Source organism: Paenirhizobium daejeonense (assembly GCF_014280875.1).
GTDB classification, from domain to species: Bacteria; Pseudomonadota; Alphaproteobacteria; order Rhizobiales; family Rhizobiaceae; genus Allorhizobium; species Allorhizobium daejeonense.
The window spans coordinates 122,062-142,816 of record NZ_JACLAL010000004.1 but is presented as its reverse complement, the minus strand read 5'-3'; the positions used below and the strand labels follow the sequence as shown (position 1 = coordinate 142,816).

19 protein-coding genes and 1 tRNA gene are annotated in these 20,755 nt (G+C 61.1%); 10 read left to right on the top strand and 10 right to left on the bottom strand.

Annotated elements, in window-relative coordinates; all coding sequences use genetic code 11:
• Positions 1–21 precede the first annotated feature (21 nt).
• The 4 genes from H4I99_RS10470 to H4I99_RS10455 form a co-directional block, all read right to left on the bottom strand.
• Entirely contained in the window at positions 22–2,451 is a 2,430-nt protein-coding gene (locus H4I99_RS10470) for a cellulose biosynthesis cyclic di-GMP-binding regulatory protein BcsB (RefSeq protein ID WP_244625026.1), read from the bottom strand.
• Complete coding sequence (gene bcsA, locus H4I99_RS10465; protein WP_425314373.1) at positions 2,448–4,601, bottom strand: UDP-forming cellulose synthase catalytic subunit; 2,154 nt, start codon at positions 4,599–4,601, stop codon at positions 2,448–2,450. The genes H4I99_RS10470 and bcsA overlap by 4 nt, the downstream gene beginning before the upstream one ends.
• A gap of 49 nt (positions 4,602–4,650) precedes the next feature.
• Positions 4,651–5,640, bottom strand: a complete 990-nt coding sequence (gene bcsN / locus H4I99_RS10460) for a cellulose biosynthesis protein BcsN (RefSeq protein ID WP_244625025.1) — start codon at positions 5,638–5,640, stop codon at positions 4,651–4,653.
• Between the two features lie 260 nt (positions 5,641–5,900).
• Positions 5,901–5,990 (bottom strand) — tRNA-Ser (locus H4I99_RS10455).
• A 206-nt stretch (positions 5,991–6,196) separates the two neighbouring features.
• On the opposite strand from H4I99_RS10455, the gene H4I99_RS10450 reads away from it, so the two are divergent.
• The 10 genes from H4I99_RS10450 (at position 6,197) to deoA (ending at position 15,573) form a co-directional block, all read left to right on the top strand.
• A complete protein-coding gene (locus H4I99_RS10450; RefSeq protein WP_163906013.1) occupies positions 6,197–6,514 on the top strand; it encodes a hypothetical protein in 318 nt (105 codons plus the stop codon).
• 84 nt (positions 6,515–6,598) lie between these two features.
• A complete protein-coding gene (gene msrA / locus H4I99_RS10445; protein WP_163902787.1) occupies positions 6,599–7,258 on the top strand; it encodes a peptide-methionine (S)-S-oxide reductase MsrA in 660 nt (219 codons plus the stop codon).
• 247 nt (positions 7,259–7,505) lie between these two features.
• Entirely contained in the window at positions 7,506–8,498 is a 993-nt protein-coding gene (locus H4I99_RS10440) for a BMP family lipoprotein (protein WP_163902786.1), read from the top strand.
• A 166-nt stretch (positions 8,499–8,664) separates the two neighbouring features.
• Positions 8,665–10,185: an ABC transporter ATP-binding protein gene (locus H4I99_RS10435; protein ID WP_163902784.1), complete on the top strand. Its 1,521-nt coding sequence runs from the start codon at positions 8,665–8,667 to the stop codon at positions 10,183–10,185.
• A 7-nt stretch (positions 10,186–10,192) separates the two neighbouring features.
• Positions 10,193–11,296, top strand: a complete 1,104-nt coding sequence (locus tag H4I99_RS10430; RefSeq protein ID WP_163902782.1) for an ABC transporter permease — start codon at positions 10,193–10,195, stop codon at positions 11,294–11,296.
• Positions 11,297–11,305: 9 nt separating this feature from the next.
• Entirely contained in the window at positions 11,306–12,277 is a 972-nt protein-coding gene (locus tag H4I99_RS10425) for an ABC transporter permease (RefSeq protein ID WP_163902780.1), read from the top strand.
• Positions 12,278–12,280: 3 nt separating this feature from the next.
• Positions 12,281–12,673, top strand: a complete 393-nt coding sequence (locus H4I99_RS10420; RefSeq protein WP_163902778.1) for a cytidine deaminase — start codon at positions 12,281–12,283, stop codon at positions 12,671–12,673.
• A complete protein-coding gene (locus tag H4I99_RS10415; protein WP_163902776.1) occupies positions 12,670–13,485 on the top strand; it encodes a purine-nucleoside phosphorylase in 816 nt (271 codons plus the stop codon). The genes H4I99_RS10420 and H4I99_RS10415 overlap by 4 nt, the downstream gene beginning before the upstream one ends.
• Complete coding sequence (gene deoC / locus H4I99_RS10410; protein WP_163902774.1) at positions 13,472–14,245, top strand: deoxyribose-phosphate aldolase; 774 nt, start codon at positions 13,472–13,474, stop codon at positions 14,243–14,245. Before H4I99_RS10415 ends, deoC begins: the two co-directional genes overlap by 14 nt.
• A 17-nt stretch (positions 14,246–14,262) precedes the next feature.
• Positions 14,263–15,573: a thymidine phosphorylase gene (gene deoA / locus H4I99_RS10405; RefSeq protein WP_163902772.1), complete on the top strand. Its 1,311-nt coding sequence runs from the start codon at positions 14,263–14,265 to the stop codon at positions 15,571–15,573.
• Between the two features lie 123 nt (positions 15,574–15,696).
• Here the strand turns inward: deoA and H4I99_RS10400 are convergent, their stop codons facing one another.
• From H4I99_RS10400 to H4I99_RS10375, 6 genes are all read right to left on the bottom strand, one after another.
• Positions 15,697–16,212: a TIGR02281 family clan AA aspartic protease gene (locus H4I99_RS10400; RefSeq protein WP_163902770.1), complete on the bottom strand. Its 516-nt coding sequence runs from the start codon at positions 16,210–16,212 to the stop codon at positions 15,697–15,699.
• Between the two features lie 128 nt (positions 16,213–16,340).
• A complete protein-coding gene (gene upp / locus H4I99_RS10395) occupies positions 16,341–16,970 on the bottom strand; it encodes a uracil phosphoribosyltransferase (RefSeq protein WP_163902768.1) in 630 nt (209 codons plus the stop codon).
• A gap of 89 nt (positions 16,971–17,059) precedes the next feature.
• On the bottom strand, positions 17,060–18,046 hold the full coding sequence (locus H4I99_RS10390; RefSeq protein ID WP_163902766.1) for an adenosine deaminase: 987 nt from the start codon (positions 18,044–18,046) through the stop codon (positions 17,060–17,062).
• On the bottom strand, positions 18,043–19,263 hold the full coding sequence (locus tag H4I99_RS10385; RefSeq protein WP_163902764.1) for a phosphopentomutase: 1,221 nt from the start codon (positions 19,261–19,263) through the stop codon (positions 18,043–18,045). Before H4I99_RS10385 ends, H4I99_RS10390 begins: the two co-directional genes overlap by 4 nt.
• Before the next feature lie 157 nt (positions 19,264–19,420).
• Positions 19,421–20,044 (bottom strand): TadE/TadG family type IV pilus assembly protein, encoded by a 624-nt coding sequence (locus H4I99_RS10380; protein WP_342345161.1) that lies wholly within the window; start codon positions 20,042–20,044, stop codon positions 19,421–19,423.
• On the bottom strand, positions 20,041–20,670 hold the full coding sequence (locus tag H4I99_RS10375) for a TadE/TadG family type IV pilus assembly protein (RefSeq protein WP_163902762.1): 630 nt from the start codon (positions 20,668–20,670) through the stop codon (positions 20,041–20,043). The genes H4I99_RS10380 and H4I99_RS10375 overlap by 4 nt, the downstream gene beginning before the upstream one ends.
• Between the last annotated feature and the right edge of the window lie 85 nt (positions 20,671–20,755).

Sequence of the window (20,755 nt, the reverse complement as noted above, 5' to 3'; positions counted from 1 at the left end):
CCGCGAACAGCACACAGCGCCTCACGGTCGCCTCCCGAGAGTTGAGAGGAGAGAGGCCGTCACAATGCCGAGCAGCAAAGACAGTGTGATGAACACGACGGCGTAGGAAAGAATGTTGGTCGACAGCCAGTTCGCGGCGATCAGGCGATAATTGTTGAGCGAGCGCGGCTGCGTTTCGACCAGATCGAAGCGGTTGGCCGGCATCGAAACCAACTCGGCAGTCTTGGCCGCATAAGCAGTAAGACGGCCGGAGATCTTCCGCCACATCGCCTCCTGCGCCAGGGCGTCGGTGCCTAGGCGCAGATCAGCCGGCGTCGGAGCTGCGACCATTGTCCAGGTCGCCTCGCCCTGCGGGCTTCGCCCCTGGGCAACCAACAGGCTTTGCTGCGCCGACGGTTCGAAGACCACATCGGACTGCGGCAGGAACTGCAGTGACGCCAGGGATATATCGAAGTTTCGGTGCATCCATTCCTGCAACGAACTGATCTGGCCACGCCATGCCCCGCCGCTAACGCGGGAACGCCATTGATCGAAAGTGTCGGTGCTGGCGCCCTCCTGTGTCACAAGCGGTCCCACCGGCCGCCAGGACGTTATGGTGCCCGGGGAAATATTGAGCTGGCTCAGCAGCTTCGGCGGCATCTGGGAGATCGAACCTATGAACAGGGCATTGCGCTCCCCCACGGCACCCGGCGACGGCGCGGACTCCACAGGAAGCAGACGGCCGGCAACGAGGGCCAGTCTTGCAACGACGGTCGCGGCGGCGCTCAAGGTATCGGAATCAAGCCGATCTATGGAAAGGACCAGCGGATCCGTATCCCGGCTATAAGGAAATCCCGTTCCGGCAAGAGCCGACAGGCTGGGGCTCTGGCCGACACGGGCGAAGCGCGGCATTTGCCACTCCGAAGTGTCGAACAGCGCGAATCGCGGATCTTTCGACGCGGTCGCGCCGGGTATGCAGGTAGCATCCTCATCGGCCAGGAGCACGGCTTCGATGGAGATCGCATTGACCCCGGGGCGGATGTGGCGCAGCGGAACCTTGATCGGAAGGTGTCTCAATATGCCGCCATGCGCCGCTGTGATTGGCGCCGTGGAGGCGATGTTGTTGTTGATGTAAATATCGATATGGCTGCCCGGCCTGACGCTGTCGGCAAAGGCCGCGTCGAGCAGCAGTACGGCTTCCCCGTAGGCATTCGCATAGAAATCCGCTGGAACGGCGATGTTGAATTTGGCCTTAACGCGGCGCCCGGGGAATTCGACGGTTTCGATGCCCATCTGCGAAAGCGACAGCTTTTCTCCACCAAAGAAAAGGGGAGCGTCCGGCGATGCCCAGCGCTGGGTCGCAATCACGTCACGTCGAATATCCGTGGGTTGATCCGCCACTGCAACAACGGTGTCGACCGCGGCCATGATCGCTTCCCACGATGGCCCGGAGATAAGCAGTATGTTGCCGTCACCCTGCGGGGCCGGAACGATCGCCGCAACGGCGGTCAGGCTGGCGGCCTGGGGAAGATGGGGAAAAATGCCCTGCAGTTCCGCAGCCGTGCCGATCACCACGCCGAAACGACCCGGCCCGGCGGACGGCATCTCCGAGGCGGAGAACGAGAAGGTCTGGTTCGGCATGCCCGCGATCAGGGATAGTCCCTGCGCGAGACGCATCACGGAAGAGGTCGATCCCGGCTGCCCGAGTGCCGGCATGAGGATCCGGAAGCTGGTGCCACCGGTCTCGTCCACGCCCACGGAACGTATGGCTTCGGCGGTCGACATCGGGCTTTCGGGGTTGCGGGAAAACTCCAGATATGTCTGCCTGGTATCGAAACTCGTCCAGAGATCATAGGTCGAGCGCACGTCGCAATCGGTGCGGTGCCGCTGGGACGCCCTGATATCGATCTGATTTGAGCCCGGCTGCAGCATTCCGGACGGCACATCGAGAACAGTTGCGCGAACCGAATCGGCCGAGGAGATGGGCGTGGCCGTCAGACGGTGCCCGTTGATCGTGATGGTGACTTCGGAAGCCTCCGGAGCGACGACGACAGCGTTCTGATAGGCGAACTGCAACCTCGCGGGGCTACTCGCCTCGCCTTCCGTCAGGTAGATCGACCAGGTGCTGCGGTCATACTCCCCTGACAGGGTGAACTCGCGGCCGGGAATGATGTATCGGCGGCGGGTGCCAGGGGGTTGCGCTACCCCACGCGTCTGTGCGGTCGGAACCGAGGTTCGAGCCTGCGTCTGAGCCGGTGTCTGGGCTGGTGGCTGGGCAGGGGATAAAGGCGTCGGCGACGCGCTTTGGCTGGCGCCGGGGACGGTCGATGGCAGCGTTATCTGCGGTGTCGGCTCCGGCGTTGCAGGTCGTTCGATCGACATGTCGAAGGGTGCCACCTGAGCCATCGCCACGGATGTCAGGGACAGGAGAACTGCGGTCGCGGTCGCAAGGTTCATGACGGTGCGCTTCATGCCGCTTTCCTGTTCAAACCCCGGAACAAATAGACCAGCCCTCGACTCGTCTGGTACATCGAGAGCCCCAGGAACCAGATGGTGCCCCGGAAAAGGCCAGGATTGCGTCTTCTGGCGCGCTGGAACTCCTCCCACTGCGACGAGTTTGCGAAGATCAGGTCTGCGATCCAGCGATGATCAAGGGCGCTTGCTGGCGCATATTCGCAGCCGACAGCCGTGATGTCGCCGGATATCTGGAAATTGCGCACGGCAAGCGGCAGGAGAGCCGTGCCCTCACCATTGTGCGGCGTGAAGCGGATCTGGACGGTATTGCCTTCCCTCAACGACGGAATATCCCGGCCGAAGACCTGCAGCCGCGCGCCACCCGCCGACACATCCTCCACGGACGCCGGATACCAGGTATCGTCGATGCCGAACTCGCAACGCCGGTTAATCTTGAAGCGTCGGGAGGATGCCCGGTCCTTGCGTTCCGAAACCACGCCCAAGGCACAGCCGGCCATGATGAGATTGAAGAGGTTCCAGCCGCCGACCACGAGAGTGACGTCTGCATTGTAGGGTTCCGTGTAAACCCTGTAGGCGGCGACGAGAAGCGCCACGAACAGGGCGGCGAAGATAACGAAGAAAGGACGCCCGATTTCGGAGAGACGGCTGACGGAAACAGACTCGTCCTTCGCCGTGACCTTGAAGGTCGGCTTCCGGGGATTGAGCATGACCGATATCACCGCCGGCAGAAGGTGGACCGTCTGGATATATTCATAAAGCTCGGAAATCCAGGGCCAGCGGAACGAACCGTAGAGGTAGTTCTGCATCATCAGGTTCACGATCATATAAGCGAACGTATAGCCCAGGAACTCGCCGCCGGAGGCGGTGAAGATCTCGAGGTCGAACAGCAGGTAGAACAGCGGGGCGAAGAGGAAGATCGTCCGCGGAAAGGGAAAGAGCCAGAAGAGCGTCGAGGACATGTAGCAGAGACGCTGCGGCAGGGAGAGGCCGCGCTTGAACAGGGGGAAGCGGAACCTCAAGATCTGCATCATGCCCTGAGCCCAGCGGCTGCGCTGGCCGATGAAGCTTGCAAACGTCGCCGGCTGCAGACCCGCAATCAGCGGCTTGTCGATATAAATACTGTTCCAGCCTTGACTATGCAGGGCGAGCGCCGTCTCGCAGTCCTCCGTGATACTGATGCCGCTGAAACCATCGGTGGTTTCCAGCGCCTTGCGGTTCAGCACAGCGGCCGAACCACAGAAGAAGGCAGCATTCCACTTGTCCAGTCCGCGCTGGATGATGCCGTAGAACATCTCGTTCTCGCTCGGCATCGATTCAAACGTCTGCAGGTTTCGTTCCAGCGGATCCGGATTGATGAAAAAATGGGGGGTCTGGACGAGGAACAGCTTCGGATCGTCCTCGAAATAACCCACCGTCTCCATCAGGAAGTCATGCGCCGGCGCGTGGTCGGCATCGAAAACCGCCACGAGTTCGCCCTGCGAATGCTTGAGCCCGTTATTGAGATTACCGGCCTTGGCGTGTTCGTTACGCTCGCGGGTCAGGTAGTTGACGCCAAGTTCCTCACAGAGCTGGCTGAGTTCACGATTGCGCGTGACGGCTGTCTCGGCATCGCGGATATTGCTGGAGCGCTGCTTCTGCAGGGTGCCGCCGTCGTCGAGCAGCCAGATCTGGACCTTGTCCTGCGGATAATCCATCGCCTTCGCCGCAGCAAGCGTATTGGCAAGCAGCGCCGGATCTTCATTATAGGATGGAACGAAGACATCGACCGTCGGAAAGCGCTTGCGATCGCGCGCATGCGACGAGCGGGATGGCAGCGGCATGGCGACGATGAACAGGCTGAGCGCCAGCATCATCACGCTATACATTTCCGCCAGATAGAGCAGAAGGCCGGGAATGAAGTTCTCGGGCTGGTTGATCGGCGGGAGCGTCTCGGTGGTGCGCCAGTAGACGTATCTGAGCACGATCGAGGTGCCGAAGGCCAGCGCGATCAGACGCCATTTCCCGCCTGCTTTCAGGACCTTGATCAGCGCCATGAACGCCACGACGCTCAGGCTGCAGATAAGCTGGGCCTGCAGGCTGACCGGCAGGGTGATCACGACGATCATCAGGACCGAAATGACTGCCCATAGAATGATATTGCGGGCCATGAATATCGACATCCCTTCGGCAGAAAGGCCGGCAGCACCATTGCGCCGGTTAATTGCCTTTTGTGGAGCACGCGGCCGTCATGACCGTCGCGCCGATGCAATCCGGCGAAGGAACGGTGACCGTTTCTCCACCCGAAGCCTTGCCTGGGACAGCCACCGCAGACGATGACTGAACCGGCGCCGCTGGCGCCGCTCCGATTTCAGGAAGCGGCACGCGCGGCCCGTCAATGCGCTCGGCAGGCACCGAAGGGCTTGCCTCGCGCACCTTTGCACGCACCGGTGTGGCTGGGCGAGTGGTCGCGACAGGCGACGAATAGCCAAAAGATATAGTCTGCGGAACGGCTTCGGCTGCAGGATATATTGGCTGTCCTGTCTGTCCGATACGGCTGTCCACCCCACCGGGATGGCCGTAGGGGTTCCAGATTTCTCCCTGGAAACCGCCCGTGACCGTGTAACCATACATGACAGCCAAAAGTTGACGTTCGGTTGCCTGGATATCGCATAGGCGAACGCGAATCTGGATCATTCCGAAATCGCGGCCAATGCCGCTTCCGTTGCGCGAGCGTATCTGCTGCCACCCGTAAAGGCAGGCATCTCCGCTTCGACTGCGACCGAAGGCATAGCCGAAGGGGCCGTAGGCGTTCTGCAGGAATGCAGTGGAGCGAACGAGCGGCACGCCGGGCGCAGCTCTCGCGATTTCCCGGCGCAGATCGCCCTCACTCAGACTACGATAGGTCATGGAAGGACCATCCTGCGAGCCGGAGCCGCCGAAAAACGCAATCTTGAGATAGTTCTGGCCCTGGACGGTGGAGGAAGTGGCAAGCGAGATCGTCTGCTCCGCACCGTTTCCGCGCGTGCGCCCGATCACGCCGACGATCGCCGGTCCGCCGGGTGGCGGCATAACCAACGCCTCTTCATTATCAACCAGTTCCGGTCCACTGCCCTGCTTTACGCTGCCGCTGCTGGTGCACGCGGCCAGAGCCGCGACAGCCGACAGGGCCGAGACAATCCTCAACAAAGAGCGGAAGTCCCCAAGCAAGACGTTTTCCTAACACGGTTGAAATACAGGCCTCGCCAATCAGGGAATGAACAACGAGTTAACGCCTTTAGTAGACATCCCTTATGGTTAATAAATCGTTAAAACAGCCCTTTTCCCGACACTTCCGACCTGTTTGCCGAAAGCGGGAGCACATCAGAGATCAGGACCCCTCCTGTCTCTCCGGACAGGTCTTCCAGACGAAAACAAATGCCGTTAGGGCTCACAACCGGTAAGCGAAACAATAAACAACTGGGGTAAAGTGGCGGACAGGGAGGGATTCGAACCCTCGGTACGCTTTCACGCACACACGCGTTCCAGGCGTGCGCCTTAAACCACTCGGCCACCTGTCCGTAACAGCTTCATGCACCCATCGGGCAGCTCAGCCGGTCGGGCGCGATATATACCGATGAATTTCCACGGATCAACCGAAATCTGACAGAATTTTGACTTGTCCGCGCAAATACCTATCTATTAGCTCTTAGCGGCCAGGAAGGGGGCCTGATCCGCAGGTGTTGCGTTCGGCCGTCCCTCTCGGCAAATGCTGGAGACGGAAATGCTGCGCTTTGTATTTCGTGCCTTGAGTTTCCTCTGCCTCTGCCTTGCGGTGATCGTGGCAACGGTTGATTCGATCGAATCAGTTTCCATCTCGCAGGTCACGGTCTCGCCGCTTTCAACGACATGGGCCGAAGCAAGCCCCACAAGTCTCATTGAGGCGCAGTCACTCGTGGAGGTCTATGCCGGCAAGCCGGTCTGGCAGATCGTTTCCGCCTGGCTATTGCCCCAGCCGGCTTTCGCCGTGCTACTGCTTCTGGCGCTACTTCTGTGGATGATCGGCTACAAGAAGCCATCGCCCGCCGGCCGCTTCGCAGCCTGATCTTACGGCAGAGCGACGCTCTTCCTATATATACGACACAACTAGCCAGAGGCCGGCAGGGCCGGCCCCAGACAGGAGACCAGAATGTTCCTGATCGACATGTTCAACAAGAAGACCACCATGCCCACGCCGGAAACGGCACTGCCCGGACGCGACCAGCCGATTCCCACGGCGGAGATCCACTTCACCTCCGGCCGGCCGCTCAAGGGCCCTTACCCCGACGGCCTGAAGACGATCTATCTCGGGATGGGTTGCTTCTGGGGCGCCGAGCGGCTGTTGTGGAATACGCCCGGCGTCTGGGTGACGGCTGTCGGCTATCAGGGCGGCATTACCCCTAACCCGACCTATCAGGAGACCTGCACGGGGCTCACAGGCCACACTGAAGTGGTGAAGATCGTCTACGATCCGAAGCAGGTGACGCTCGAAGCCCTGTTGAAGATTTTTTTCGAGGCGCACGACCCGACGCAAGGGATGCGCCAGGGCAACGATATAGGCACCACCTATCGTTCGGCGATCTATGCCGACACTCCGGACGACATCGACACCGCGATCCGCATGCGCGACGCCTTCCAGGAGGCATTGATCGCATCCGGTCGCAAGACGACGGTCACGACCGAGATTGCAGCAGCCGGCCCCTTCTACTATGCCGAGGATTATCACCAGCAGTATCTGGCGAAAAATCCTGATGGCTACTGCGGCCTTCGCGGCACCGGCGTTTCCTGCCCGATCACGCCCGCAGCATAGGCCCGATGCCCAAGACGGCGGCAAAAAGACCATTGATCTGACAGGATTTTCGGCAATCGATGCCGAAAATCCTGCGCCTCCACTATTCCTTTACCGGATGAAAAAAATCTGGTGAATTTTTCCATGAGCCATGCAAGGATGCGCCCAGCCAGGCCCTTGATGAGGGGGTCGGTGGTTCCGCAGACATGCCTTCCAAAGGGCTTGCGGGAGGACCCAACAAGATCAATAGCAACAACAGGGCTGCACAATGAAAAAAACCCTTTTGAGCCTCTTTGCCTTGACTGCCATGTCGGCGACCGCGCTTGCCGCGGACGTCAAGCCGGCACTCGTCTACGGCACCGGCGGCAAGTTCGATAAGTCCTTCAACGAAGCGGCCTATGCCGGCGCAGAGAAGTTCAAGGCCGAAACCGGCATCGACTATCGCGATTTCGAGCCGACCGGCGACACCCAGGGCGAACAGGCCATCCGTAACTTCGCATCCAAGGGCTACAATCCTGTCGTTGCTGTTTCCTTTGCCTGGACCTCGGCAATCGAAAAGGTCGCTGCCGAATTCCCCGACACCAAGTTCGTTCTCGTCGACAGCGTCGTAGACCTCCCGAACGTTCGCTCGGTCGTCTACAAGGAAGAAGAAGGCTCCTACCTCGTCGGCATTCTGGCTGGTCTCGCCTCGAAGACAGGCAAGGTCGGCTTCGTCGGCGGCATGGACATCCCGTTGATCCGCAAGTTCGAATGCGGCTACGAGCAGGGTGCCCGCGCTGCCAAGGCCGACATTCAGGTCTTCCAGAACATGACCGGCACCACCGGTGCTGCATGGAACGATCCGGTTCGCGGCGGTGAACTCACGAAGAACCAGATCGACCAGGGCGCGGACGTCATCTACGCGGCAGCTGGCGCGACCGGCCTCGGCGTGCTGCAGACAGCAGCCGACAACGGCAAGATGTCGATCGGCGTCGATTCGAACCAGAACCACCTGCATCCGGGTTCGGTTCTGACTTCGATGGTCAAGCGTGTCGACCTCGCCGTCTACAACGCCTATAGCGATGCCAAAGCCGACAAGTTCACCCCCGGCGTCCAGGCTCTCGGCGTCAAGGAAGACGGCGTCGCCTACGCACTCGACGACAACAACGCCAAGCTGATCACCGACGACATGAAGGCAGCGGTCGAGAAGGCCAAGGCCGACATCATCGCCGGCACGATCAAGGTGCACGATTACATGTCGGACAATTCCTGCCCGAAGTGATCTGATACGGGCGCAAGACGGCATAATCGGCCGTCTTGCGCCCTTTCCATGTCTTGAGCATCTGTCCGCTCCAGAGGCGGGACCGATAAAACGGGCGGGCTGCTGCAAAAATCCATAAAAGAGGGTGTTCACCGCAAATATGCGGGCAGCGCTCCGGGGGATTGGAATGAGCGAAACGAACCGGGCACCGGCGATCGAACTGATCGGCATCGACAAGAAGTTCGGTGCGGTGCATGCCAACAAGAACATTAACCTGACCGTGGCCAAGGGTTCGATCCACGGGATCATCGGCGAAAACGGGGCCGGCAAATCGACGCTGATGTCGATCCTCTACGGCTTCTATCACGCCGACAGCGGCAGCATTCACATCGATGGCAAATCCGTCGCCATCCGCGACAGCCAGTCGGCCATCGCCGCCGGCATCGGCATGGTGCACCAGCACTTCATGCTCGTCGAAAATTTCACCGTGCTTGAAAACCTGATGCTCGGCGCCGAAGGCGGCGCCCTGCTCGCCAAGGGCACGGATTCGGCACGCGCCGCACTGAAGAAACTCGAAGAAGACTATGAGCTCGAGGTCGATCCGGACGCAGTCATCGAGGAACTGCCGGTCGGCCTGCAGCAGCGCGTCGAAATCCTGAAAGCCATGTATCGCGGCGCCGAGATCCTCATTCTCGACGAGCCCACCGGGGTTCTGACGCCGGCCGAGGCCGACCACCTGTTCAAGATCCTGCGCGTGCTGCGCGACCAGGGCAAGACGGTGATCCTGATCACCCACAAGCTGCGCGAGATCATGGCGATCACCGATACGGTGTCGGTCATGCGCCGCGGCGAAATCGTCGCGACCCGCAAGACGGCGGAGACCACGGTGGAAGAACTGGCCGAGCTGATGGTCGGCCGCCGGGTTCTGCTGCATGTCGAGAAGGGCAGCGCCAAGCCGGGCGATGTCTTTCTCTCGGTGCGCAACCTGACCGTCAAGGACAGCCGCGGCGTCACCATGGTCGACAACGTTTCCTTTGACGTCCGAGCCGGCGAGATCGTCGGCATCGCCGGTGTGGCGGGCAACGGCCAGAGCGAACTGCTGGAGGCCATCACCGGCATCCGCAAGCCGACCTCCGGCGAGATCTTCATCTGCGGCGAACCGGTCGCTGGCTATGATCCGGCGAAGCTGCGCTCCATCGGTCTAGCCCATATCCCGGAAGACCGGCATCACATGGGCCTTATCCTGCCGTTCGAGGAAAGCCAGAACGCCATTCTCGGCTATCACCGCGATCCCCGCTATGGCAAAGGTCCCTTCCTCGATCCCGAACTCATCCGCAAGGCGGCGGTGGAAGAAATCGAGAAATACGACATCCGTCCGCCGAACCCGCGGCTCAAGACCGCCAATTTCTCCGGCGGCAACCAGCAGAAGATCGTCGTCGCCCGTGAAATCGAGCGCGACCCTAAGCTCCTGATCGTCGGCCAGCCGACCCGCGGCGTCGACATCGGCGCCATCGAATTCATCCATCGCCGGATCGTAGAAACCCGCGACGCCGGAAAGGCCGTGCTTCTGGTGTCCGTCGAACTCGACGAGATCCGTTCGCTCTCCGACCGTATCCTGGTGATGTTCGCCGGCAAGATCGTCGGCGAGAAGAGCCCGGAAACCGGCGAACAGACACTCGGCCTGATGATGGCCGGCATTGCCGCATGAGGTTTTGATGAGTACCGCTTCCGTACCCCTTCCCAACTGGATCAACTATGCGCTTCTGCCGTTGATCAACCTCATCCTGGCATTCCTGGTGTCCGGCCTCGTCGTCTGGATCATCGGCGAAAATCCCTATGAAGCACTCAAGCTGATGTTGCAGGGCGCGCTTGGCCGCGGCGAAGGCATCGGCTTCACGCTCTACTACGCCACCAACTTCATCTTCACCGGCCTTTCGGTCGCCGTCGCCTTCCATGCAGGCCTGTTTAACATCGGCTCCGAAGGTCAGGCCTATGTCGGCGGTCTCGGCGCGGCACTCGTGGCGCTCGCCTTCGACCATTACGTTCCGTGGTATGTGACGATGCCCTTCGCCGTGCTGGGGGCCGCAGCCTTCGGCGCCGCATGGGCGCTGATCCCTGCGTGGCTGCAAGCCAAGCGCGGCAGCCACATCGTCATCACCACGATCATGTTCAACTTCATCGGCGCGGCGCTGATGGTCTACCTGCTCGTCAACGTGCTGATCGTGCCGGGCAAAATGGCTCCCGAAACCCGCACCTTCCTGCCCGGCGGCCAGTTGCCAAAGCTCGACTGGCTGATGGCGCTGTTCGGGCTGAAGCTCGGCCCGGCCCCCTTCAACGTGTCGTTCCTGATCGCGCTCTTCATGTGTGTCGCCGTCTGGGTTCTGATCTGGCGGACCAAGCTCGGCTACGAGATGCGCACACTCGGGCTTTCCCGTTCGGCTGCGGCTTACGCCGGTATTCCCTATGTGAAGATCGTCATGATCACCATGCTGATCTCGGGCGGTCTTGCCGGCATGATGGCTCTCAATCCGGTGCTCGGCGCTTCCGCACGCCTGCAGGTCGAGTTTGTTGGCGGCGCGGGTTTCGTCGGCATCGCGGTCTCGCTGATGGGCCGCAGCCACCCTCTCGGCATCGTCCTCGCGGCTATCCTCTTCGGCGTGCTCTATCAGGGTGGCGCCGAGCTTTCCTTCGACATGCCGAACATCACCCGTGACATGATCGTCGTGATCCAGGGTCTCGTCATCCTGTTTGCCGGTGCGCTGGAATACATGTTCCGCCCGGCGATCGTGCGCATCTACCAGCAATTCGTGAGAGGTTGAGGCAAGACGATGGATTTCTTCGATATCCTCATCAGCATCATGGGATCGACCATCCGCCTGTCGATCCCGCTGATCTTCACCGCCCTTGCGGGCCTCTTTTCCGAACGCGCGGGCATCTTCGACATCGGGCTCGAAGGCAAGATGCTGGCGGCAGCCTTTGCCGCGGCATCGGCGGCCTATGTGACGGGATCGCCATGGATCGGCCTTGCGTCTGGTATCGGTGTTTCGCTCGCCTTCTCGCTGGTGCACGGCTTTGCCTCGATCACCAATCGCGGCAACCAGATCGTCTCGGGCGTCGCGATCAACTTCGTTGCGGCGGGCCTGACCGTCGTTCTCGGGCAGGCCTGGTTCGGTCAGGGCGGCCGCACGCCGCAGCTCGCCGGCACCGCCCGCTTCTCGCCGATCACGCTGCCGGGTGTGGACGCGGTGCGTGACGTGCCGGTGATCGGCCCGCTTTATGCCAATGTGATTTCCGGCAACAATCTCCTGACCTATCTCGCCTTCCTGGCGGTGCCGCTTTCGTGGTGGGTACTTTATCGCACGCGCTTTGGCCTCAGACTTCGCGCCGTCGGCGAAAACCCTGGCGCTGTCGATACCGCCGGTATCTCGGTGACATGGCTGCGTTACCGGGCCGTGCTGGTCGCGGGTTTCCTCTGCGGCTTCTCCGGCACCTATCTGGCGATTGCCCAGTCGGCGGCCTTCATCAAGGACATGTCGGCCGGCAAGGGCTATATCGCGCTCGCCGCGCTGATCTTCGCCAAGTGGAAGCCGGTGCCTGTATTGCTCGCCTGCCTGCTTTTCGGTTTCCTCGATGCGCTCGCCAATTTCATGCAGGGCAAGTCCGTGCCACTGATCGGCGAAGTGCCGGTTCAGATCTTCCAGGCGCTGCCCTACATCCTGACCTGCATCCTGCTCGCCGGCTTCATCGGCGCGGCAAACCCGCCGAAAGCCGGCGGCGTACCCTATGTAAAGGAGCGCTGAACCATGTCGCACGACCTCTTCGAAGCCGCACGCGATGCGATGAAATTCGCCCATGCGCCCTACTCCAAGTTCCCCGTCGGTGCAGCCATCCGCGCCGATGACGGCAAGGTCTATACCGGCGCCAACATCGAGAACCTCTCCTTCCCACAGGGCTGGTGCGCCGAACCTACGGCGATCGGCTGCATGATCATGGGCGGCGGTAGAAAGATCGTCGAAATGGCCGTCATCGCGGAAAAGCTGGCGCTCTGCCCGCCTTGCGGCGGGTGCCGGCAGAAGATTTCCGAATTCGCCGATGCCGGCACGAAGATCTATCTGTGCGACGAAGTGGGTGTGCAGAAGACCGTGACCATTGCGGAACTTCTACCCTTCAGCTTCAAGACGGACATCCTCGGATGAAGGACGTCATCGACCTTCTGGTGGACAGGCTGAACGGTCTGGTGCCGCGCTTCGGTATCGTGCTCGGCTCCGGTCTCGGCTCCCTCGTCGATGAAATCCGCAACCCTGTCCGCATTCCCTATACCGAACTTCCGGGTTTTCCGGTGAGTGGCGTATCCGGTCATGCCGGGGCCGTGGTGGCGGGCCTGCTCGGCAATGTGCCTGTCATCATGCTGGCCGGCCGCATCCACTATTACGAGCACGGCGACCCCAACGCCATGCGACTGCCGATCCAGGTGCTGATGGGGCTTGGCGTACAGTCGCTGATCCTCACCAATTCAGCCGGATCCCTGCGCGAGGACATGCCGCCCGGCTCGGTGATGCTGATTTCGGATCACATCAATTTTTCCGGTCACAACCCGCTGATCGGCCAGGACAGCGACAAGCGCTTCGTCGGCATGACGTCGGCCTATGACGCGGAACTCTCGGCCGGGATGCGTCGCGCGGCGGAAGAAGAAGGCATTCCGCTTTCCTCCGGTGTCTATATGTGGTTCTCCGGCCCGAGCTTCGAAACGCCGGCAGAAATCCGCATGGCCCGCATTCTCGGCGCCGATGCCGTCGGCATGTCCACCGTGCCGGAAGTGATCCTCGCACGCTTTTTTGGGCTGCGCGTCGCCGCGGCATCGGTTATTACCAATTACGGAGCCGGCATGACGGGTGGTGAACTCAGTCACGAAGAGACCAAGGACATGGCTCCGATCGGCGGAAAACGACTTGCCGCCATCCTGAAGAGGATGATTGCCGGCGGAGGGACAACCAATGGACACCCATGAACTGCGGGCGACTGCCGCCCGGGCCTTGTCGCTGCTTGACCTGACCAACCTCAAGGACGATTGCACGCCAGCCGCCATCGAGGCGCTGTGCGAACGGGCGGTGACCCCTTACGGCCATACGGCCGCGATCTGCATCTGGCCACGTTTCGTGCCGCAAGCCCGCGCGTTGCTGAACGGTGACACCCCCGTTCGGATCGCAACCGTCGTCAACTTTCCTTCCGGTGAGATGAAGACCGAAGACGTGGTTGCCGAAACCCGCGACGCGATTGCCGACGGGGCCGACGAAATCGACGTGGTCATTCCCTACCGCGTATTTATTTCCGGCGACGAACAGGCCGTCAGCGATCTGGTGGCCAGCGTCAAGGCTGCCTGCGGCCCGACCATCACGCTGAAGACCATCCTCGAGACAGGCGAAATCAAGGACATGGCGCTGGTTCGCCGCGCCTCAGAACTCGCAATCGAAGCCGGTGCGGATTTCATCAAGACCTCCACCGGCAAGGTTGCCGTCAATGCGACGCTTGAGGCAGCCGACACCATGCTGCAGGCGATCCGCGACAGCCGCAAGAAGGTGGGCTTCAAGCCGGCCGGCGGCATCTCGACCGTCGCGGATGCTGCCCTTTATCTGCGGCTCGCCGATACCATCATGGGCGAGGACTGGGTGATGCCGTCGACCTTCCGCTTCGGGGCCTCGGGTTTGCTCGATGACATTCTCTCCGTTCTTGGCGGCGTGCGCGCGAGCGCCGGCGCTTCCGATTACTGAAGCCCGGAACATCAGACATGCTGCCACAGGAAATCATCCGTAAGAAACGCGACGGCGGCACACTGACGCCTGAGGAAATCGCCGGCTTCATCGAAGGACTGAGCAAGGAGACGATCTCCGAAGGTCAGGTCGCAGCCTTCGCCATGGCCGTCTTCTTCCGCGGCATGACGCCGGAAGAGATCGTGGCGCTGACGCTTGCCATGCGCGATTCCGGCGAGGTTCTTTCCTGGCAGGGCGTGGGCAAGCCAATTGCCGACAAGCATTCGACCGGCGGCGTGGGCGACAACGTATCGCTGATGCTGGCCCCCATCGTTGCCGCCTGCGGGCTGGCGGTGCCGATGATCTCCGGCCGGGGGCTTGGTCACACGGGCGGCACGCTGGACAAGCTGCAATCCATTCCGGGCTATGACGTCATGCCTTCGCCGGAGACGTTCCGCCGAACGGTGGACACAGCGGGATGCGCGATCATCGGCCAGACGGGCGATCTCGCCCCCGCCGACAAGCGGCTCTATGCGATCCGCGACGTGACCGCGACAGTGGAATCCATCCCGCTGATTACCGCCTCGATCCTTTCCAAGAAGCTCGCAGCCGGTCTCGAAAGTCTGGTGCTCGACGTCAAGACCGGCAACGGCGCCTTCATGAGCAACCCAGAGGACGCCGAAGCACTGGCGCGGTCGCTGGTGACGGTGGCGAACGGGGCGGGCGTCAAGACCACGGCGCTGCTCACGGACATGAACCAGCCGCTGGCCGACTGCGCCGGCAATGCCGTCGAGGTGCAGAATGCCGTCGATTTCCTCAAGGGCGAGAAGGGCGGCACGCGGTTGGAAGAGGTGACGCTGGCGCTTTCCGCCGAGATGCTGGTCAATGCGGGCATTGCGGCGGACATCGACACCGCCCTCACCCGTTGCCGCGACGCGCTTTCGTCCGGAAAAGCGGCGGACTATTTCGGGCGGATGGTTCATGCGCTGGGCGGTCCCTCAGACTTCATGGCGCATGCGGAAAAGCACCTGCCCAAGGCTCCGGTGCAGATCCCGGTTCTCGCGACCTCAGACGGCTGGCTTTCGGCCTGCGACACACGCGGCCTCGGTCTCTGTGTCGTGGCGCTCGGTGGCGGACGGCAGCGTCCGAGCGATGCGATCGACCACAAGGTAGGCCTCACCGGCTTCCTGCCGCTCGGAACGGCTGTCTCGAAGGGTGACGTCATCGCCGTTGTACATGCCAATGACGATGACAAAGGACGCCAGGCTGCTGAAATGGTGGCGGCAAGCTACACGGTCGGCGCGGTGGCACCGGTCATCGAACCGGCCGTGGGCAAACGGATCGCCTGATTTCGTTCTGCGAGTGTGAGAGAGAGCATTTCCGGTGATAGCAGCATCGCCTCCAATGCTCTATCTCATTGCTTTCCCGCAATTCCGGACGCTTACCCGCTGCGCACTTTTGCTGGAATTGCTCTAGCGGGTAAGCCGCATGGTATCGCCTTCGGCGGCATAGGCGTCAAGGCGCTTCAGGAAGCTCATGCCGATCAGCGTGTTGGAAAGCGCCTTGTCGCGCAGCACGAAGGCCTCGACCTTCTCCACCCTGACAGTCCCGATCTCGACACGCTGAAGGGTGATGAGTGCCGCATCCGTGCGACCATTGGCGGTGGAAATCGGATATTTGAAATCGAGTCCGGCAATGCTGATACCGAGCCGCCGAGCCGTGGTTTCATTGATCGCAACAAGCGAAGCGCCTGTGTCGACGAGGCCGTCAACCGGCTTGCCGTTCATCTTGAAACTGCCGATGTAGTGACCGCGTCCGTCGGCCTTCAGCAGGGCGACGCCGCTCGGAAGGCTGGCCGGGGTCGCAGCAGCAACATCGGCAGCAGACACCGTTGCCGGCACCGTTTCAGCATCCTTCTCAAGAAAGCGCGGCACTTGCGTTGCAAGAACGGCAGCCACGGAAACAAAGACAAGCGTGCGCACCAGCATGGGTAATCCCCGACAGGACGAAGAGTAGCCTCACTAGCACGCGGAAGCTGAAGAGCTGCTAACCGCAAACGCAAAGCGGCCCGCAAAGGCTGTTTGCGGGCCGCTTTCCTGTTCCGGTGGTTAAGATTTCATTTCGTGCCGTACATGCGGTCGCCGGCATCGCCGAGACCGGGCACGATATAGCCGTGCTCGTTCAGGTGGCTGTCGATGGCAGCCGTGAAGACCGGGACATCCGGATGGGCTTCGCAGAAGTGCTTGATGCCTTCCGGAGCTGCGAGAAGGCAGACGAAGCGGATATTCTTCGCGCCGCGCTCCTTCAGCTTGTCGATGGCGGCAATCGAGGAGTTGCCGGTGGCGAGCATCGGGTCGACGACGATGATGAGACGTTCGTCCAGCGCATCTGGCGCCTTGAAGTAATATTCGACCGGCTGCAGCGTATCGTGGTCACGGTAGACGCCGATATGGGAGACGCGGGCGGCCGGCACCAGTTCCAGCATGCCTTCGAGAAGGCCGTTTCCGGCGCGCAGGATGGACGCGAAGACCAACTTCTTGCCTTCCAGCACTGGCGACTGCATCTCCGTCATCGGCGTTTCGATCGTCTCCATGGTGAGCTCGAGATCGCGAGTGACCTCGTAGCAGAGAAGCGTCGAGATTTCCCGGAGCAGCCGGCGGAAGCTCGACGTCGAGGTCTCCTTGCGGCGCATGATCGTGAGCTTGTGCTGTACGAGCGGATGACCGATGACTGTGACGCCGTGCATGGGGATAACCTTCTTCTATTCTTTGTGGGTGAAATTGTTCTTCCACATTCGCGCGCCGGCCCGCAAGAGCAGGGCGCAAATTTGTGTGATCATCCCCAATCGACGGCCTGTAACTTCGCCAGCAGCGACTTTCGCGTCACCTCGTCGACGAAGGCCGCCTCTATCGCGGTGCGCGTCATGGTGTCGATCTCGGCATCCGAGAAGCCGAACACCTTCGACGCCGTCTCGTATTCCCGCGCAAGCGACGTATGGAAGAAGGGCGGGTCGTCGGAGTTCAACGTTACCCGCACACCGGCTTCGACGAAGCGGCGCAGCGGATGGCTTTCGTAGTCCGGGAAGACCTTCAGCGAGATGTTGGAACCGGGGCAGACCTCCAGCACGGTTCCGAGATCGGCCAGCCGCTTGACCAGATCGGGGTCCTCGATCGCACGCACGCCATGGCCGATCCGCCTCGGTCGCACGAGGTCGAGCGCATCAGCGACGGAGAAAGCGCCGCACAGCTCGCCGGCGTGAATGGTGATGCCGAGGCCTGCCTCGCGCACGATATCGAAGGCACGCGCATAATCGGCCACCCGGTGCATGCGCTCTTCGCCAGCCATGTTGAAGCCGGTGACCAGGGGATGCTCGAACTTCGCCGCCCATTCGGCGCGGCGCAGTACGCTTTCCGGCCCGAGATGGCGTTCACCGATGATGATCATGCGGCATTCTATGCCGGTCTTTTCCCGCGCGGCCATGATGCCCGCCGCAAGACCGCCGACATAGTCATCGGGGGAGAGGCCGACGGCCTCGCCGTGATCGGGCGAAATGAACAGCTCGCTATAGATCGTGTTGGCGGCGGCCAGTTCGGTGAGATAGGCCTCGGCAAGGGCCGCATAGTCCTCCGCGGTTCGGAAGACGGAGGCGACGAAATCATAGCAATCGATGAAACTGGTAAAGTCCTGCCAGAGATAGGCACCGTCGCGAACGAATCTGGTGGAATCGATGCCGTATTTCTCGGCCTGGGCAAGCGTCAACGCCGGCGGGGCTGCACCTTCAACGTGGCAGTGCAGTTCGGCCTTCCTGAGATGAGATGTCAAAGAAAACTCCGTCCATGCGGCCCGGCGGGGATGCCAAGATGGGCCGCGATCGTTTCGCCGATATCGGCATAGGTATTGCGGATGCCAAGCGCGCGCGACTTGATGCCGGGACCGAACGCCATGATCGGCACGCGCTCGCGGGTGTGATCGGTGCCGCGCCAGGTCGGGTCGCAACCGTGATCCGCCGTCAGAAGCACCATGTCGCCGGGGCGAAGCTTGCGATGAACTTCGGGAAGGCGCAAATCGAAGGCTTCGAGAGCAGCGGCATAGCCCGGCACATCGCGGCGATGGCCATAAAGCATGTCGAAATCGACGAAGTTGGTGAAGACGAGATCGCCGTCCTCCGCCTCGTCCATCGCCTGCAGCGTCACATCCATCAACGCCATGTTGCCATTGGCCTTGATGACGCGCGAGACACCCTGATGGGCGAAAATGTCACCGATCTTGCCGACAGCGTGAACATGCCGCCCCGCTTCGACCAGCCGGTCGAGCAGCGTCGGCTCCGGCGGCAGGACCGAATAGTCGCGGCGGTTTCCGGTGCGCTGGAAGTCGGACGGCGTTTCCCCGACGAAAGGCCGCGCGATGACACGGCCGATATTCAGGGGATCGACGAGCTTGCGGACGATCTGGCAAAGCGAGAGCAGATGCTCCAGACCGAAATGGGTTTCGTGGGCGGCAATCTGGAAAACGGAATCCGAGGAGGTGTAGCAGATCGGCTTGCCGGTGCGGATATGTTCCTCGCCGAGCCTTGCAATGATCTCCGTGCCGGAGGCATGGCAATTGCCGAGAATGCCCGGCAGATCAGCCTCACGACAAATCGCTTCGACCAGCTCGGGAGAAAAGGCATCACCTTCGGCCGGGAAATAACCCCAGTCGAACATGACCGGCGTCCCGGCGATTTCCCAATGTCCCGATGGTGTATCCTTGCCGTGCGATACTTCGCTCGCGGCACCATAGAGCCCGAAAACACGTTCGGGAACCGGCATGCCCGCCGGCACATGCCCGGAAGCCAGCCGCACGATCTCGACCAGACCAAGCGCGGACATGTTGGGCAGAGAGAGTGGCCCGGAGCGCAGGCCCTTGCGATCGCCGATACCGGCGGCGCAAAATTCGGCGATGTGGCCGAGCGTATCGGATCCCTCGTCGCCATAACGATGGGCATCCGGTGCACCGCCGATGCCGAAGGAATCGAGAACAAAAAGAAACGCACGTGCCATGGTCCACCTGAAGCGCAAGTCCGCTGGCCGTCATGGCCATTTCATTCCCGCGTCTATTCGTGCCGATGTTTAGCGCCATGTTGAAGACTTGGCAAACGGGCGGGAAATCCCGCGCCGTGTTCGCTCTTAAGCCGCAATCGGGCAGGCGGAAATGATATCAGCAATCGTTGCAGGTTATGTTGTTGCCGACGCGCTGGCGAAAGAAAAATTCGCGAGGGATGGTGATGTTCTTGATGTTCTGGCCCGAGAGGGCGGGCAGATAGAGCAAGAGCTCATGCCCAACGCTGAGTTCCGAATGGACGAGGAAAGTGCTCGCGATCAGCATATCGTCGGGAACCTTGACGGTGGCGCCCACGACATAGGGTGCCGCGCCCGTGTTCGACCAGGACCAGGCCACGGTGGCCTGCTTGTTGGCGTCGACCTTCACCCCGGTGATCTTCAGGGAGAGATTGTTGACGGAATAGGGAACGAAGATGGCATCTGCGACATCCACCATGCCTGCAAGATCGTTCTTGGATACCGATTTCTCCGCACGGCTCACGAGATCCGCAATCGTGCTCGACGCCGCCGTGGCCTTTTTCGCTACGCTGAAACCCATCATCAACTCGAAGGCGCAGAGGTAGATGACGATCAGCATCGGCGCCAGAAGCGCGAATTCGACCCCGCCAATGCCCTGTCGGTCGGACAGAAAACGCCGCAACAACGCGCAGGTACGCGTGAGGACGCCCTCTTTTCCGACGAGGATATCTTTACCGTTCAATTCTGGACCGGAGTGCTTCACGGGTACTTCTCGTTGCGAAACGCCGTGGTGGCAATAAGCAGAACCTGATTGGTCTGGCTATCCGGGCGGAGATTGCTGATAGACCGAAGCAGATCCATGGTCACGTCCCATCGGTAGTAAGCACGCAGCAGGTTGATCGTATCAGGGCCACCGGGAGCAAAATGAAAGGCTGACGTATTGAGGTCCGAAAATCCACCATTGGTTCGTGGAACCCCAACCTTGTCGGCGACAGCTGCGAAAGTCGGCAGCGTCTCAAGATCCAGGTAAAGCTTCTGCGGGTTGGCAGCCTCGGTGGCGGAACAGGCGATAACCACCGAAATCTGGTCGCAGAACGCGACTCGGAACTGTTCCTTCGTCATGTCCGTCGAACGCCCAAGCTTGTAGGTGATGTTCCCCGTGCGCACTTCCCTCGCCATGACGTTGACGGCGTTCGCCACGATCTGTTCGGCCGTATAGGCGACAAACGTCTCCAGCGTCGCGAAAATGATGAGAAAGTAGGGAATGGCGAGGATCGCAAATTCGATCGCGGCGGCGCCATCGCGGGAACGTGCCAGCCTGCGCCATAAAGAAAGGCGGAACCGCTTCCCGCGGCTTTTTGCTTCGTCCGGATGAGTAAGTGGATTCATCGCCTGTGACCGAAATGCGGTTTTGACGGCACACTAGAGGCGAAGTATTGAGATTCCGTTTCCGGTTTCTTTACGTTTTTCCCGA